This window comes from Paraburkholderia sp. JHI2823 (assembly GCF_038900695.1).
Classification (GTDB): domain Bacteria; phylum Pseudomonadota; class Gammaproteobacteria; order Burkholderiales; family Burkholderiaceae; genus Paraburkholderia; species Paraburkholderia mimosarum.
The window spans coordinates 44537-58362 of record NZ_JAYMRY010000019.1; the positions used below are offsets into that span (position 1 = coordinate 44537).

The 13826-nt window shown below is 65.3% G+C and carries 15 protein-coding genes; 10 read left to right on the forward strand and 5 right to left on the reverse strand.

Annotated features, from left to right (window positions below; genetic code table 11):
• Positions 1-124 precede the first annotated feature (124 nt).
• The 5 genes from pssA to VSR34_RS20735 form a co-directional block, all read right to left on the reverse strand.
• Positions 125-1000, reverse strand: a complete 876-nt coding sequence (gene pssA, locus VSR34_RS20715) for a CDP-diacylglycerol--serine O-phosphatidyltransferase (protein WP_028210417.1) — start codon at positions 998-1000, stop codon at positions 125-127.
• 12 nt (positions 1001-1012) lie between these two features.
• Positions 1013-1666 (reverse strand): phosphatidylserine decarboxylase, encoded by a 654-nt coding sequence (locus tag VSR34_RS20720; RefSeq protein ID WP_028205688.1) that lies wholly within the window; start codon positions 1664-1666, stop codon positions 1013-1015.
• Positions 1667-1825: 159 nt separating this feature from the next.
• Positions 1826-2842, reverse strand: a complete 1017-nt coding sequence (gene ilvC, locus VSR34_RS20725) for a ketol-acid reductoisomerase (protein WP_028205689.1) — start codon at positions 2840-2842, stop codon at positions 1826-1828.
• Between the two features lie 123 nt (positions 2843-2965).
• Complete coding sequence (gene ilvN, locus VSR34_RS20730) at positions 2966-3457, reverse strand: acetolactate synthase small subunit (RefSeq protein WP_028210418.1); 492 nt, start codon at positions 3455-3457, stop codon at positions 2966-2968.
• 114 nt (positions 3458-3571) lie between these two features.
• Complete coding sequence (locus VSR34_RS20735; protein WP_028210419.1) at positions 3572-5350, reverse strand: acetolactate synthase 3 catalytic subunit; 1779 nt, start codon at positions 5348-5350, stop codon at positions 3572-3574.
• Between the two features lie 397 nt (positions 5351-5747).
• Between VSR34_RS20735 and VSR34_RS20740 the strand changes: the two genes are divergently transcribed.
• The 10 genes from VSR34_RS20740 to VSR34_RS20785 all read left to right on the forward strand — a co-directional run bounded on the left by VSR34_RS20740 (position 5748) and on the right by VSR34_RS20785 (position 13813).
• Entirely contained in the window at positions 5748-6311 is a 564-nt protein-coding gene (locus tag VSR34_RS20740; RefSeq protein ID WP_028210420.1) for an RNA polymerase sigma factor, read from the forward strand.
• Positions 6308-6736, forward strand: coding sequence for a DUF3619 family protein (locus VSR34_RS20745; RefSeq protein ID WP_028210421.1), 429 nt, complete (start codon positions 6308-6310; stop codon positions 6734-6736). Before VSR34_RS20740 ends, VSR34_RS20745 begins: the two co-directional genes overlap by 4 nt.
• 26 nt (positions 6737-6762) lie before the next feature.
• The gene (locus tag VSR34_RS20750) at positions 6763-7590 is read left to right on the forward strand and encodes a DUF3106 domain-containing protein (RefSeq protein ID WP_028232281.1); all 828 of its coding nucleotides are present in this window, start codon (positions 6763-6765) and stop codon (positions 7588-7590) included.
• A gap of 255 nt (positions 7591-7845) precedes the next feature.
• Positions 7846-8388, forward strand: a complete 543-nt coding sequence (locus tag VSR34_RS20755) for an RDD family protein (RefSeq protein WP_051390773.1) — start codon at positions 7846-7848, stop codon at positions 8386-8388.
• 109 nt (positions 8389-8497) lie between these two features.
• Positions 8498-9457, forward strand: coding sequence for a UDP-2,3-diacylglucosamine diphosphatase (locus tag VSR34_RS20760; RefSeq protein ID WP_028210423.1), 960 nt, complete (start codon positions 8498-8500; stop codon positions 9455-9457).
• A gap of 143 nt (positions 9458-9600) precedes the next feature.
• On the forward strand, positions 9601-10632 hold the full coding sequence (locus VSR34_RS20765; RefSeq protein WP_342963353.1) for a glycosyltransferase family 1 protein: 1032 nt from the start codon (positions 9601-9603) through the stop codon (positions 10630-10632).
• A 110-nt stretch (positions 10633-10742) separates the two neighbouring features.
• Positions 10743-11456 (forward strand): diacylglycerol kinase, encoded by a 714-nt coding sequence (locus VSR34_RS20770; protein ID WP_238327647.1) that lies wholly within the window; start codon positions 10743-10745, stop codon positions 11454-11456.
• 210 nt (positions 11457-11666) lie between these two features.
• On the forward strand, positions 11667-12389 hold the full coding sequence (locus tag VSR34_RS20775) for a TetR/AcrR family transcriptional regulator (RefSeq protein WP_028210426.1): 723 nt from the start codon (positions 11667-11669) through the stop codon (positions 12387-12389).
• 13 nt (positions 12390-12402) lie between these two features.
• A complete protein-coding gene (locus VSR34_RS20780) occupies positions 12403-12987 on the forward strand; it encodes a TIGR00730 family Rossman fold protein (protein WP_028232280.1) in 585 nt (194 codons plus the stop codon).
• Between the two features lie 79 nt (positions 12988-13066).
• Positions 13067-13813, forward strand: a complete 747-nt coding sequence (locus VSR34_RS20785; protein ID WP_342963354.1) for an SDR family oxidoreductase — start codon at positions 13067-13069, stop codon at positions 13811-13813.
• The last annotated feature ends 13 nt before the right edge of the window (positions 13814-13826 follow it).

The window sequence follows — 13826 nt, forward strand, 5'->3', positions numbered from 1 at the left end:
GGCGTGGGCGACCAGCGTGTGCAGTCAGCACGGGAGAGCTGTAGGCGCAAACAGCGGGCGGCGTCAAAAAAAAGGGCCGCGCTTACGCACAGCCCTTCTTGCAGGATTGCGTCACACGCGCACGCTACCGCTCTCGCGGCGACGAACGCGCCGGGTTCCCGCGCCCGCGCACGGCCTGGTACGCCCAGAACACATAGCCCGAAAGCCCATACAGCACGAACAGACCGAACAGCATCAGCGGCGGATCCGACGAAACGAGCACGAACGCCACGACCACGAGCAGCGTCGCCGCGAACGGCACACGGTGGCGCACGTCGAGCGCTTTGCCGCTGTAGAACGGCGCGTTGGACACCATCGTCACGCCTGCATAGATCGTCAGCACGAAGGCGACCCACGGCAGCCAGGACAGCTTGAGGGGCACGCGGTTGTCGGTGGCGAGCCACACGAAGCCGGCGATCAGCGCCGCCGCAGCCGGGCTCGGCAGCCCCTGGAAGAAGCGCTTGTCCACCACGCCGATGTTCGTGTTGAAGCGCGCGAGACGCAGCGCCGCTCCCGAACAGTAGACGAAAGCCGCGAGCCAGCCCCAGCGCCCGAGATCCTTGAGCACCCATTCGTACATCACGAGCGCGGGCGCCACGCCGAACGACACCATGTCCGAAAGGCTGTCGAACTGCTCGCCGAAGGCGCTCTGCGAGTGCGTCATGCGCGCCACGCGCCCGTCCATCCCGTCGAGCACCATCGCCACGAAAATGGCGATGGCCGCCACTTCGAAACGCACGTTCATCGCCTGCACGACTGCGAAGAAGCCGCAGAAGAGCGCGGCCGTGGTGAACGCGTTGGGCAGCAAATAGATGCCGCGCTTTTTCAGGAACTCCTGGCGCGCCGCGCGCCGGTTCGCGGCGACACCCATCGGCTCCTGCACCGACTTGTTGCGCCGGAACGGCCGCGGCAACGGCCCGCCGGCCGGGTTGCGGGGTCGACGCTGTTTGAATCCGGCCATCGCAACCCTCCTTTACGCCGATTGCGTCGGCAGTTCGGCGAGGATCGTCGACGAGGCGGACACCTTCTCGCCGATCGACACGCGCGGGCGGCTGCCCACGGGCAGGTAGACGTCGACGCGCGAGCCGAAACGGATGAAACCATAGCGCTGGCCGCGCGAGAGCGGCTCGCCCGCACGTACGTAGCAGAGAATGCGGCGCGCGATGAGGCCGGCGATCTGCACGGAGGTGACGGTCGTGCCGTCGGCCATCGTCAGCACGACGGCGTTGCGCTCGTTTTCGGTCGAGGCCTTGTCGATGGCGGCGTTCAGGTACGCGCCCGGGAAGTACTCGACCTTGGCGACGGCGCCATCGACAGGCGAACGTTGCGAGTGCACGTTGAAGACGTTCATGAATACGCTGATCTTGAGCGCTTCACGGTTTGCGTACGGGTCGTGCGCGGTTTCCACGGCGACGATGCGGCCGTCTGCCGGGCACAGCACGGCGTTGGCCTGGCTGGGGATGGGGCGCGGCGGATCGCGGAAGAACTGAACGACGAAGATGAGGATGAGCCAGAAAGGCCATGCGAGTCCGAAGCCTGCGACCGCATGGATCAAGAGCGCCACGACGGCCGCAATGGCGATGAACGGCCAGCCTTCGCGCGCGATGATCGGATGGGGGTAATTCATGGTGGCTTCGCTGTTATTTTGAAAACCGTAGGATAGCAAAAGCCGCCCAGGGTTCATCCCACCTGGGCGGCTTTTTCGGGTCCGACTCGGCGTTTGCTGTCGCGCGGCGACTTTTGAAGCGACCGGATGCCGCGCGCGATTCAGCGCTGCAACGTCAGATTAGTTCTTCGACTGGTCGACGAGCTTGTTCGCGGCGATCCACGGCATCATCGCGCGCAGCTTCGCACCGACCACTTCGATCTGGTGCTCGGCGCCGAGGCGGCGGCGCGATTGCAGCGTCGGCGCGCCGGCCTTGTTCTCGAGGATGAAGCTCTTCGCGTATTCGCCGGTCTGGATGTCCTTGAGGACTTCCTTCATGACCTTCTTCGTCTCGGCCGTGATGACGCGCGGGCCCGTCACGTACTCGCCGTACTCGGCGTTGTTCGAGATCGAGTAGTTCATGTTGGCGATGCCGCCTTCGTAGATCAGGTCGACGATCAGCTTCAGTTCGTGCAGGCACTCGAAGTACGCCATTTCCGGCGCGTAGCCCGCTTCGACCAGCGTTTCGAAACCCGCCTTGATCAGGTCGACCGTACCGCCGCACAGCACGGCTTGCTCGCCGAACAGGTCGGTTTCGGTCTCTTCGCGGAAATTCGTTTCGATGATGCCGGCACGGCCGCCGCCGTTCGCCGCTGCGTACGACAGGGCGATGTCGCGCGCTGCGCCCGACTTGTCCTGGTGGACAGCGATCAGATGGGGCACGCCGCCGCCTTGCGAGTAGGTGCCGCGAACCGTGTGGCCCGGCGCCTTCGGAGCGATCATGATGACGTCGAGATCGGCGCGCGGAATCACCTGGCCGTAGTGGACGTTGAAGCCGTGCGCGAACGCGAGCGCTGCGCCGTTCTTGATGTTCGCGTGGACTTCCTTCGCGTACACGTCGGCGATCTGCTCGTCGGGCAGCAGCATCATGACGACGTCGGCGTTCTTCACCGCTTCGGCCACTTCCTTGACCTGGAGACCGGCGTTCTCAGCCTTGCTCCACGATGCGCCGTTCTTGCGCAGGCCAACCGTGACGTTCACGCCGCTGTCCTTCAGGTTCAGCGCGTGGGCGTGGCCTTGCGAGCCGTAACCGATGATCGTGACCTGCTTGCCCTTGATGAGGGAGAGATCGGCGTCCTTGTCGTAGAAAACTTTCATGTTGGTTCCTTGGCGAGAGTCTGGTGAATTTCGGTACTGCTATCAGCTTGTGCTGCACCGGATGCCGCGTCTCGTGACAGCCGCATCCGGTCAGGTTCCGGTGCAAGATCGACTGTGGTCGGGTCACACCTTCAGAATGCGCTCTCCGCGCCCGATGCCCGAGCTGCCCGTACGGACGGTTTCGAGAATCGCGGTGGCGTCGAGCGCCTCGATGAACGCGTCGAGCTTGTCGCTCGCACCCGTCAGTTCGATCGTGTAGGTCTTTTCGGTGACGTCGATGATGCGGCCGCGGAAAATATCCGCCATCCGCTTCATCTCCTCACGTTCTTTGCCGACCGCCCTTACCTTGATCAGCATCAGCTCGCGCTCGATGTGGGCGCCCTCGGTAAGGTCGACCACCTTCACCACCTCGATCAGGCGGTTCAGATGCTTCGTGATCTGTTCGATCACGTCGTCCGAGCCAATGGAAACGATGGTCATGCGCGACAGCGAACGGTCTTCGGTCGGTGCCACCGTCAAGGTTTCGATGTTGTAGCCGCGTGCGGAGAAGAGGCCGACCACGCGCGAGAGCGCGCCCGGCTCGTTTTCCAGCAGAACGGAAATGATGTGTCTCATGATGTGATCCGCGATTTGTCCAGTTAGCGTGGTTGCCGCCCTTCCCCGCGAACCCGCGCGCCCGTTGTGTGGACGCGCGCCGCGCGAGGTCGGAACGACGCCGTGCAAATACCGTTAAAGGTCTTCCGAGCCGAGCAGCATCTCGGTGATGCCCTTGCCGGCCTGTACCATCGGCCAGACGTTTTCGGAAGGGTCGGTCTGGAAATCGAGGAACACCGTGCGGTCCTTCAGGCGCAGCGCTTCCTTGAGCGCCGGCTCCACATCAGCCGTCTTTTCGATCCGCATGCCGACGTGGCCATACGCTTCGGCGAGCTTCACGAAGTCGGGCAGCGCATCCATGTACGAATGCGAATAGCGCTTGCTGTATTCGATCTGCTGCCACTGGCGAACCATGCCGAGGTAGCGGTTGTTCAGCGAGATGATCTTCACGGGCGTGTCGTACTGCTTGCAGGTCGACAGCTCCTGGATGCACATCTGGATCGAGCCTTCGCCCGTGATGCACAGCACGTCGTCGTCGGGGTGGGCCATCTTCACGCCCATCGCCGCCGGCAGGCCGAAGCCCATGGTGCCGAGGCCGCCCGAGTTGATCCAGCGGCGCGGCTGGTTGAAGCGGTAGAACTGCGCGGCCCACATCTGGTGCTGGCCGACGTCCGAGCACACGAACGCGTTGCCGCCCGTGAGTTCCCACGCCTTTTCGACCACGTACTGCGGCTTGATGATTTCGCTGCCGCGGTCGAACTTCAGGCAGTTCTTCTCGCGCCAGCTTTCGATGTCCTTCCACCAGGCGGCGAGCGCCTCGGTATCGGGGCCGTGCTCGGCGTGCTGCAGCTGCTCGATGAGCTCCTTGAGCACTTCCTTGACGTCGCCGACGATGGGGATATCGACCTTCACGCGCTTGCTGATCGACGACGGGTCGATGTCGATGTGAATGATCTTGCGCGGGCGCGAAGCGAAGTGCGCCGGGTCGCCGATCACACGGTCGTCGAAGCGCGCGCCGATCGCGATCAGCACGTCGCAGTGCTGCATCGCCATGTTGGCTTCGTAGGTGCCGTGCATGCCGAGCATGCCGAGGAATTTGCGGTCGCTCGCGCGGTAGCCGCCCAGGCCCATCAGCGTGTTCGTGACCGGGTAGCCGAGCAGGTCCGCGAACTGGTTCAGTTCACGCGACGCATCGGCGAGGATGATCCCGCCGCCGGTATAGATGTACGGACGCTTCGCCGAGAGGAGCAGCGAGACCGCCTTGCGGATCTGCCCCGAATGGCCCTTGGTGACCGGATTGTAGGAGCGCAGCGAGACGCTCTTCACCGGTTCGTACGTGCACGGCGCCTTCGACACGTCCTTCGGAATGTCGATCAGCACGGGGCCGGGACGGCCGGTGCGCGCAATATAGAAAGCTTTCTTGACGGTGGCGGCGAGATCGCGCACGTCCTTCACGAGGAAGTTGTGCTTCACGCAGGGACGCGTGATGCCGACCGTATCGCACTCCTGGAAGGCGTCCTGACCAATCGCGGCGGTGGGCACCTGGCCGCTGATGATCACCATCGGGATCGAGTCCATATAGGCCGTCGCGATGCCCGTCACCGCATTGGTGACACCAGGCCCCGAGGTCACGAGACACACGCCCACGTTGCCGGTCGAACGCGCGTAGGCGTCGGCGGCGTGAACGGCTGCCTGTTCGTGGCGCACGAGAACGTGCTGGATCTTGTCCTGCTTGTAAAGCTCGTCGTAGATGTAAAGTACCGAGCCGCCGGGGTAGCCCCAGATGAATTCGACCTGCTCGTCGGCGAGCGCCTTCATCAGCACGGTGCCGCCGATGGATTGGGTGCTGCCTTGGGGGTCAGATTCTTGAGAAGAGGGGACCGACGTGGAGAATTCCGCGCTGGGCATATTCATCATTCACCTTTCGAATTTTCGGCAAAAAATTGATCGGGTGCTCTCTGCCGGGCTTGTGGCTCGGGTTCAAGCGGCGCGTCCAGTTGACAGATGAGCCTCATGGGCCACACCTGAATTGAGACAAGTCACTTATGTTGCGAACCGTCGAAGATAGCGGCTCGGCGCACTTCGGTCAAGCAATTCTTGCGGCGCCGGGCACGATCGTTGCGCTCGCGCACGGCTCGCGGCGCATGCCAGGTCCCGCAAGTGAAGCCGGCGCGGTATGCAGCGCCATGATGCGGCGCAGCCCCAAGGCCCTTCCGCTACCCAGTGGCTGCAAAAATTTGCTAGGATCCGCGGGTTTTACGACATTTTTTCGAACGATTACGCGTACGCCGGCGGCGGCGCCCTGCAACGGATGGCATCAGACAAGGAACTCGCCGACTTTCTGGCGGGCGTCGAAAGACGCGCGTTCAAGCAGACGGTCTACGCCGTAAGGGACGACGACGCCTCGCTCGACATCGTGCAGGACGCGATGATCAAGCTCGCCGAAAAATACGGAGACCGACCACCCGCCGAACTCCCCCTGCTCTTTCAGCGTATTTTGCAAAATACGATGCACGATTATTTTCGTCGGCAGAAAGTACGCAATACGTGGGTGAGTCTGTTTTCGTCGCTCGGCAACGCCGACGACGAGGAGTTCGATCCCCTCGAAACCTTCGAAGCCGGGCAAGGAACGGCAGGGGCCGAGAGCAGCGAGCAGCAGATCGAACGCGCGCAGGTGCTCCAGATGATCGACGACGAAATCCAGAAATTACCGGCACGTCAACGGGAGGCGTTTCTGATGCGTTACTGGGAGGATATGGATGTCGCTGAGACTGCCGCTGCAATGGGCTGCTCCGAAGGCAGCGTGAAAACGCACTGCTCCCGGGCCACTCATACGCTGGCTCAAGCGCTCAAGGCCAAAGGAATCACGCTATGAGCACCGCCCTCGAAAACAAAGAACTAGAGTTCGTGCGGGAGATGCGCCGTGCGCTCGACGAGAGTGCCGCCAACCTGCCCGCCGGCACCACCGCCCGACTCGCCGCCGCACGAAAGACCGCACTCGCCCGCAAGAAGGCCGAGTACGTCCTCGTGCGCGCGCCAGCGCTCGCCGCGGCCGGCGTCGGCGGCCTGTCCGGCACGCCGTCGCGCCAGCCCGCGCGGCGCCGTTCGGCGCTCGCGCGCTTCGCGCTCGCCTGGCCGCTCGCGGCGCTCGTGGCGGGCCTCTTTGCCATCGCGTACTTCGAAGATCAGCAACGCACCGCTGAACTCGCCGACATCGACGCGGCCATGCTGAGCGACGACCTTCCGCTCACTGCCTACCTCGATCACGGGTTCAACGCGTATCTGACGCGCGCGCATTAAGCAAATCTGAGCAGGAGACCAACGGGGTGAGTTACAAGCGCGGCCTGGCCGTTGTCATTGGATGTGTGGTCGCGGCAGCCGTGTCGTATGTGGCGACCTACCCGCGCTTTCACCCCGCGCCGGCCGACGAAAACGCGGCGGGTGCCGCCGCACCGGCGAAAGCGCCAGCGCCGGAGACTTCGCTCACGACCGCGTTCACCCCCCTGCCCGGCCGGGACAACCCGCTTGCCTGGGCCCATCTGAGCGATGCGCAGCACGCGGCGCTCGCTCCTTTCGCCTCCGAATGGAACGAATTCAGCGACGAGCGCAAGCGCAAATGGCTGAAGATCGCGTCGCGGTACCCAAAGATGTCACCCGATGCGCAAAAGCGCCTGCACGAGCGCATGGCCGAATGGGTGCGCATGACGCCCGAGCAGCGCCGCGTCGCCCGCGAGAATTACCAGGTGTCGAAGGAACTGCCCGCGCAGGCGCGCCAGCGCGCCTGGAAGGCTTACCAGCAACTCCCCGAAGAGCAGAAGGAGCGCCTCGCAGCCAGCGAGCGCAAGCGCCGGCCCACCGTCGTGAGCGCGCCGCCCACCGGCAACAAGAGCGAGATTCGCGATATCGAACGGCTCGTGAACGAGCGCGATCATCGCGGACTGCCGCACGCACCCGCGGGCGTGACTGGGGCGTCGGGCGCCGCCGGCGCGAGCGGCGCGGGTTCGGGCCTCGGGCCCGCAACGCCTGGTGCGCCGGGCGAAGCGCCGACGGCATCGTCTTTCGCGGCAGGCGTTCCAGCCGCCGGCAGCTTCGTGCCTGCCACGCCGATCCCCGTCTCGCCCGCCGAAGCGCCCGCGGCGTTCAAGGGGTCCTGAAGCGCTCCATTAGCGCTTGCGCATTCACGCGCATTCACGCGCATTCACGCGCATTCACGCGCATTCACGCGCATTCACGCGCATTGATCGCGCATTGATCGCGCATTGATCGCGCATTGATCGCGCATTTATCGTTAACCCGCCGCCGCGTTCCCACCGTTTCATCGTGTGCGCTTTCGCGGTTATGCTTGGGCGTCCCGTCCACGAACCGACGCCATCGTGTCCGAAAGCGCCCAAGCCGCCAGCAAGCAGCCCATCGCCCCGTCCTCTGAACCCGCATCCGTCTCGATTCGCCGCCGTCTGGCCGCGCTCGTCTACGAGAGCGTGCTGCTCTTCGGCGTCGTGTTCGCAGCGGGGCTCGCGTTCAGCCTCGCCTTGCAGCAGCGCAACGGCTACACGCATCACAACCTGATGGCAGCCTGGATCATCTGCGTGGCCGGCGCGTATTTCGTCGGCTTCTGGCACAAGGGCGGGCAGACGCTGCCGATGCAAACCTGGCGCCTGCGCGTGGTCGGCCCGGACGGCAAGCCGCCCACCCTCGCGCGAGCGGTGCTGCGCTACCTCGCCGCCTGGCTGTGGTTCCTGCCGCCTCTCGTGCTGCACCCGCTGCTCGGTCTTTCGGTTCCCCACACGCTCGTGCTCGCAGCCTGCTGGTTCGTGATCTGGGCCGCGAGCGCCCGCTTCGCCCACGACCGGCAGTTCCTCCACGACCGTATCGCGGGCACACGCATTGTCGCAATTGCGCGACAGGGCGCGTCGGCTCAGCGCGCGGAAAGCCCCCGCGTTGCCGCCAGATAGCAGCCGTTGAGCACAACGCAGGACTGCGTAACGAGACCGTCTCGTGACTGTCATGTTGCCGTCACGCCGGCATGGCGCAATGCGCGTATTCCAACCTGCCGCGCGCGCCATGGCCCAAAAGACGTCAGCGACCACCCTGTTCCGGCAGACCACCGGACGAGGCACCGACTCCGCCACGTTCCACCCGTCTCCCGGCGGCGCCACTTTTCCCGCACCGCCCTTGCCACCGTCGTCGATCGACGACGCCCCCGCCACCGGCTCCCGCGACGACGATCACCCCGACCCGACCCGCTATCGCACGATCTGGCTCTCCGATGTCCATCTTGGGACGAGCGGCTGCCAGGCGTCGTATCTCCTCGATTTCCTGCGCCACAACGAGTCGGAGTACCTGTACCTCGTGGGCGACATCATCGACGGATGGCAGTTGAAGAAAGGCTGGTACTGGCCGCAGGCGCACAACGACGTCGTGCAGAAGGTGCTGCGCAAGGCGCGCAAGGGCACCCAGGTGTTTTACATCCCGGGCAACCACGACGAGAGCGCGCGCCAGTTCTGCAATCTCGCGTTCGGCGACATTCACGTGCGCGAAGAAGCCTTCCACACGACGCTCTCCGGCAAGCGCCTGTGGGTCGTGCACGGCGACCTCTTCGACGGCGTGATCCAGCACGCCAAATGGCTCGCCTACCTCGGCGACTCGGCTTACACGCTGATTCTCGTGCTCAACCGCTGGTTCAACCGCATTCGCGCGAAGCTCGGGTTCCAGTACTGGTCGCTCTCGCAGTACCTCAAGCACCAGGTGAAGAACGCGGTGAACTTCATCTCCTCGTTCGAGCGCGTGATGACCGACGAAGCGCGCCGGCGCGGCTGCGACGGCGTGGTCTGCGGCCACATCCACAAGGCCGAGATCCGCGACATCGACGGCATGCTCTACTGCAACGACGGCGACTGGGTGGAGAGCCTCTCGGCGCTCGTCGAGACGTTCGAAGGCGAACTGCGCATCGTCTACTGGACCGTGATGCGTGCGCCGGAGGCTCAGGCCTCAACGCGCAAGGCCCGCGTGAGCGCGGCTTGATCGTCAAAGCGCGCATTCGACAGCGCGTTCGGCAGCGCGCTTGACGCCGCGCTTGAAACCGTATTGACAGCAACACCGGCCGCAGCAGCCCACAGCCGCTGCGTCACGCACCCATAACCGCACAACGAGAGGGCCGACGGCCAATGAAAGTAATGATCGTGACCGATGCATGGGAGCCGCAGGTCAACGGCGTGGTTCGAACGCTGAAGAACACGACGCGCGAACTGGTCGCGCTCGGGCATCAGGTCGAAATGCTCACGCCGCTCGAGTTCCGCACGGTGCCGTGCCCCACCTACCCGGAAATCCGGCTCTCGCTGTTTCCCAGGCGGCGTCTGCGCGAGCGCATCAGCGCGTTCGGGCCCGATGCCATCCACGTCGCGACCGAGGGGCCGCTCGGACTCGCCGCGCGGCGTTACGCGATCGAACACGACTTGCCGTTCACGACCGCTTACCACACGCGCTTTCCCGAGTACGTGCAGGCGCGCTTCGGCGTTCCGCTTTCGGCGACCTACCGCTTCCTGCGCTGGTTCCACAAGCCGTCGCTCGCGGTGATGGCGCCCACGCCCGTCGTGAAGGCCGACCTCGAAAAGTTCGGTTTCACGAACGTCGTGCTGTGGACGCGCGGTGTGGACCTCGACATCTTCCGGCCGATGGAATCGAAGGTGCTCAACACGGCGCGCCCGATCTTCCTCTACGTGGGCCGCGTAGCCGTGGAGAAGAACGTCGAGGCGTTCCTCAAGCTCGATCTGCCCGGCTCGAAATGGGTGTGCGGCGAAGGCCCGGCGCTCGCCGAGCTGAAGTCGCGCTATCCCCAGGCGAATTACCTGGGGGTCCTGAGCCAGCCCGAGCTCGCGAAGGTCTATGCCGCCGCCGACGTGTTCGTGTTCCCGAGCCGCACCGACACCTTTGGCCTCGTGCTGCTCGAATCGCTCGCATGCGGCACGCCGGTGGCCGCCTATCCGGTGACGGGCCCCATCGACGTGCTCGGCAACGGCGGCGCAGGCGCCATGAACGAAGACCTGCGCGAAGCGTGCCTCGAAGCGCTCAAGATCGGCCGCGCCGAGGCACGCGCATGGGCCGAGCGCTTCTCGTGGCGCGCGGCCTCCGAGCAGTTTGCCTCGCACCTCAAGCCGCGTTCGCGCGCGACGATGGAGCCTTCGAGCGCCTCGGCCTGAGCGCCAGGCCGGCCATGGCCCGCGCCTCGACCGTCAGCAGGCACGCCGGGGACACGGACGCCCCGGGCGCGACCGCATCGTGCAATACTGCAACACACCAGCGCACCGCCATGACGCCACGTTCCCCCTTCCCGCCGCACAGTGCCCAAGGCGCCCACAGCGCGAGCCCGTCGGGCCGCCCTGGCGCCGGCGGCGCTGCGCGCACCGCGCGGACGGCCGAGGCGCTCGATCCGCGCGTGCCCGGTTCTGCTCCGGCTTCTGCACCTGCGCCCACTGCTGACGCTACGCCGCTGCCCGCGACCCGGAACGCCCCGCAAATTCCCACGACGCCGGTTGCACCGGCCGCCGCGCCCGAGCCTCCCGAGCCCCCGCACCTGCACGAGCCGCTCGGCCCCGATGATCCACTCGCCCCGTTGCCCTTCAACCCGTACAAGGGCAACCGCGGCGTCACGCGCGCATGGAAGGCGCTCAAGTATTCGATCAAGGGCTTTCGCGCCGCAATCCGCGAAGAGAGCGCGTTTCGCCAGGAGCTCACGCTCGCGGCCATCCTCGTGCCGATCGGCGTGTTCGTCCCGGTCGAGCCCGTCGAGCGGGTGCTGCTGCTTGGCTCCGTCATGCTGGTGCTGATCGTCGAGCTGCTCAATTCGGGCATCGAGAACGCCGTGGACCGCATCGGTCTCGAACGCAATGAGCTCTCGGGCCGCGCCAAAGACCTGGGCAGCGCGGCCGTGACGGTCGCCTTGCTGCTCTGCGTGATGACCTGGGGGCTGATCCTCGTGCCCCGTTTCGGCCCGTTGCTGCTGCACGGGCTCGGCGTGCTTTAGCGGCGCCTGACTCGCGACACGCGCGGCAACCCGCGGGCGCATCGCCTTGCGTCCGCTCTTGCCCTTCTGGCGCAAGCTGGCGGTGCGCGCGGGCCGTCGGTTTATAATCGAACGACAGTCTCATAACGACCAACCGCGCCCGGGCCGCGCGCACCGCAACGCACTGGCGGGGCGCCTGAGCCCGGCATAGCATTTTCAGGGCCGGACGACATGGAAGCCAAACCTCCCCGCCGCACACGCGAACGGATTCTCGAGCTGTCGCTGAAGCTGTTCAACGAGATCGGCGAGCCGAACGTCACCACGACGACCATCGCCGAGGAAATGGAGATCAGTCCAGGCAACCTGTATTACCACTTCCGCAACAAAGACGACATCATCAACAGCATCTTCAGCCAGTTCGAGCAGGAGATCGACAAGCGTCTGCGTTTTCCCGAAGACCATCGCGCCACCATCGACGAGATGTGGGCCTATCTGCAGTACATGGTCGATTTCACGTGGCGCTACCGCTTTCTGTATCGCGACCTGAACGATCTGCTCGCGCGCAACCGCACGCTGGAAATGCACTTCAAGCGGATCATCAGCCACAAGGTGCACTTCGCGAAGCAGTTCTGCGAGCAGCTCGTGGAAGACGGCGAAATGGTCGCCACGCCCGCCGAGATCGACGTGATCTCGACCAACATCGGCGTGATCGCCACCTACTGGCTGTCGTACCAGTTCGTGATGAACCCGCGCAAGTACAACGACCAGGCAGCGATTCGCGACGAGCTGCATCAGGTCAGCGTGCAGATCGTCTCGCTGATGGCGCCGTACCTGCGCGGCCGCGCGCGCGAACTGTTCGACGACCTCGTTTCGGGCAAGCTCGCGAAGCGCGAGTTCTACGATTACCTGCCGCCGCGCGAGGGTGCGAACACAGCGAAAGACAACCGCGAATAAAGGCCACAGCCGAATGAAAGCAGTCTGCGTATATTGCGGCTCCTCGCCTGGAGCCAACCCGATCCACACCGAAGCGGCGCAGGCATTCGGCCGCGCGCTCGTCGCCGCGAATCTCGCGCTCGTCTACGGCGGCGGCAAGGTAGGTCTGATGGGCGTGATCGCCGACACCGTGATGGCGGGCGGCGGCCGCGCCATCGGCGTGATTCCCGAGTTGCTGGTCGACAAGGAAGTGGGCCACGCGGGCCTGACCGAGCTGCACGTCGTGCCCGACATGCACCAGCGCAAGAAAATGATGGCCGATTTCTCCGACGCTTTCGTCGCGTTGCCGGGCGGCGCGGGCACGCTCGAAGAGCTGTTCGAGGTCTACACCTGGGCGCAGCTCGGCTATCACCGCAAGCCCGTGGGCGTGCTCAATATCGGCGGCTTCTACGATCCGCTCATGGCGCTGCTCGATCACACCGTGCGCGAAGGCTTCATGCGCCAGACCTACCGCGATATGCTGCAAACCGACAGCGACCCCGTCGCGCTGATCGCGAAGCTCAAGCGCTACCACGCGCCCGCGAAAGACAAGTGGGCGCAGCAGCGCGAGAACGTTTGATCCCCGTCGGATCGCATGGCGCCATTGGCGCAGACCAACCCGAGTCACTACGCGCAGTCATCACCATGAGTGCATCGCAATGAGCAAGGTTGCCCTGATCACCGGCGCGAGCCGCGGCATCGGCCGCGCGACGGCGCGCCTCCTCGGCGCACACGGCTGGACCGTGGGCGTCAACTATCTCCACAACGAGCCGGCCGCCGACGAATCCGCCGCCGAGGTGGGCCGCGCCGGCGGTCACGCGCGCGTGCTGCGCGGCGACGTGGCGAGCGAGGCCGATGTCATCGCGATGTTCGACACGCTCGAATCGGCCTATGGCAGGATCGACGCGCTCGTGAACAACGCGGGCATCGTCGCGCCCGGTAGCCAGGTCGCCGACATGAGCGCCGAGCGCCTGAAGCGCATGTTCGACGTGAACGTCTATGGCGCATTCCTGTGCGCGCGCGAAGCGGCGCGGCGCATGTCGAAGGACCGCGGCGGCGACGGCGGCGCGATCGTGAACGTCTCTTCCGCGGCGGCGCGGCTTGGCTCGCCCAACGAGTATGTGGACTATGCGTCGTCGAAAGGCGCAATCGACACGATGACGATCGGCCTCGCCAAGGAACTCGGCCCCCAGGGCGTGCGCGTGAACGCGGTGCGCCCCGGCCTCATCGATACCGAGATCCACGCGAGCGGCGGCCGCCCCGAGCGCGCAGCCGTGCTCGGCGCGCAAACGCCGCTCGGCCGGCCCGGCAGCGCCGACGAAGTCGCGCAAACGATCGTGTGGCTGCTGAGCGACGCCGCGTCCTATGTGACGGGCGCCCTCGTCGACGTGAGCGGCGGTCGCTGAAGAAACGCGCTGA

Bases quoted from the DNA above. Each gene is read 5' to 3' on its own strand.
- pssA (WP_028210417.1), bottom strand. From the start codon at position 1,000: ATGGCCGGATTCAAACAGCGTCGACCCCGCAACCCGGCCGGCGGGCCG.
- VSR34_RS20720 (WP_028205688.1), bottom strand. From the start codon at position 1,666: ATGAATTACCCCCATCCGATCATCGCGCGCGAAGGCTGGCCGTTCATC.
- ilvC (WP_028205689.1), bottom strand. From the start codon at position 2,842: ATGAAAGTTTTCTACGACAAGGACGCCGATCTCTCCCTCATCAAGGGC.
- ilvN (WP_028210418.1), bottom strand. From the start codon at position 3,457: ATGAGACACATCATTTCCGTTCTGCTGGAAAACGAGCCGGGCGCGCTC.
- VSR34_RS20735 (WP_028210419.1), bottom strand. From the start codon at position 5,350: ATGAATATGCCCAGCGCGGAATTCTCCACGTCGGTCCCCTCTTCTCAA.
- VSR34_RS20740 (WP_028210420.1), top strand. From the start codon at position 5,748: ATGGCATCAGACAAGGAACTCGCCGACTTTCTGGCGGGCGTCGAAAGA.
- VSR34_RS20745 (WP_028210421.1), top strand. From the start codon at position 6,308: ATGAGCACCGCCCTCGAAAACAAAGAACTAGAGTTCGTGCGGGAGATG.
- VSR34_RS20760 (WP_028210423.1), top strand. From the start codon at position 8,498: ATGGCCCAAAAGACGTCAGCGACCACCCTGTTCCGGCAGACCACCGGA.
- VSR34_RS20765 (WP_342963353.1), top strand. From the start codon at position 9,601: ATGAAAGTAATGATCGTGACCGATGCATGGGAGCCGCAGGTCAACGGC.
- VSR34_RS20770 (WP_238327647.1), top strand. From the start codon at position 10,743: ATGACGCCACGTTCCCCCTTCCCGCCGCACAGTGCCCAAGGCGCCCAC.
- VSR34_RS20775 (WP_028210426.1), top strand. From the start codon at position 11,667: ATGGAAGCCAAACCTCCCCGCCGCACACGCGAACGGATTCTCGAGCTG.
- VSR34_RS20780 (WP_028232280.1), top strand. From the start codon at position 12,403: ATGAAAGCAGTCTGCGTATATTGCGGCTCCTCGCCTGGAGCCAACCCG.
- VSR34_RS20785 (WP_342963354.1), top strand. From the start codon at position 13,067: ATGAGCAAGGTTGCCCTGATCACCGGCGCGAGCCGCGGCATCGGCCGC.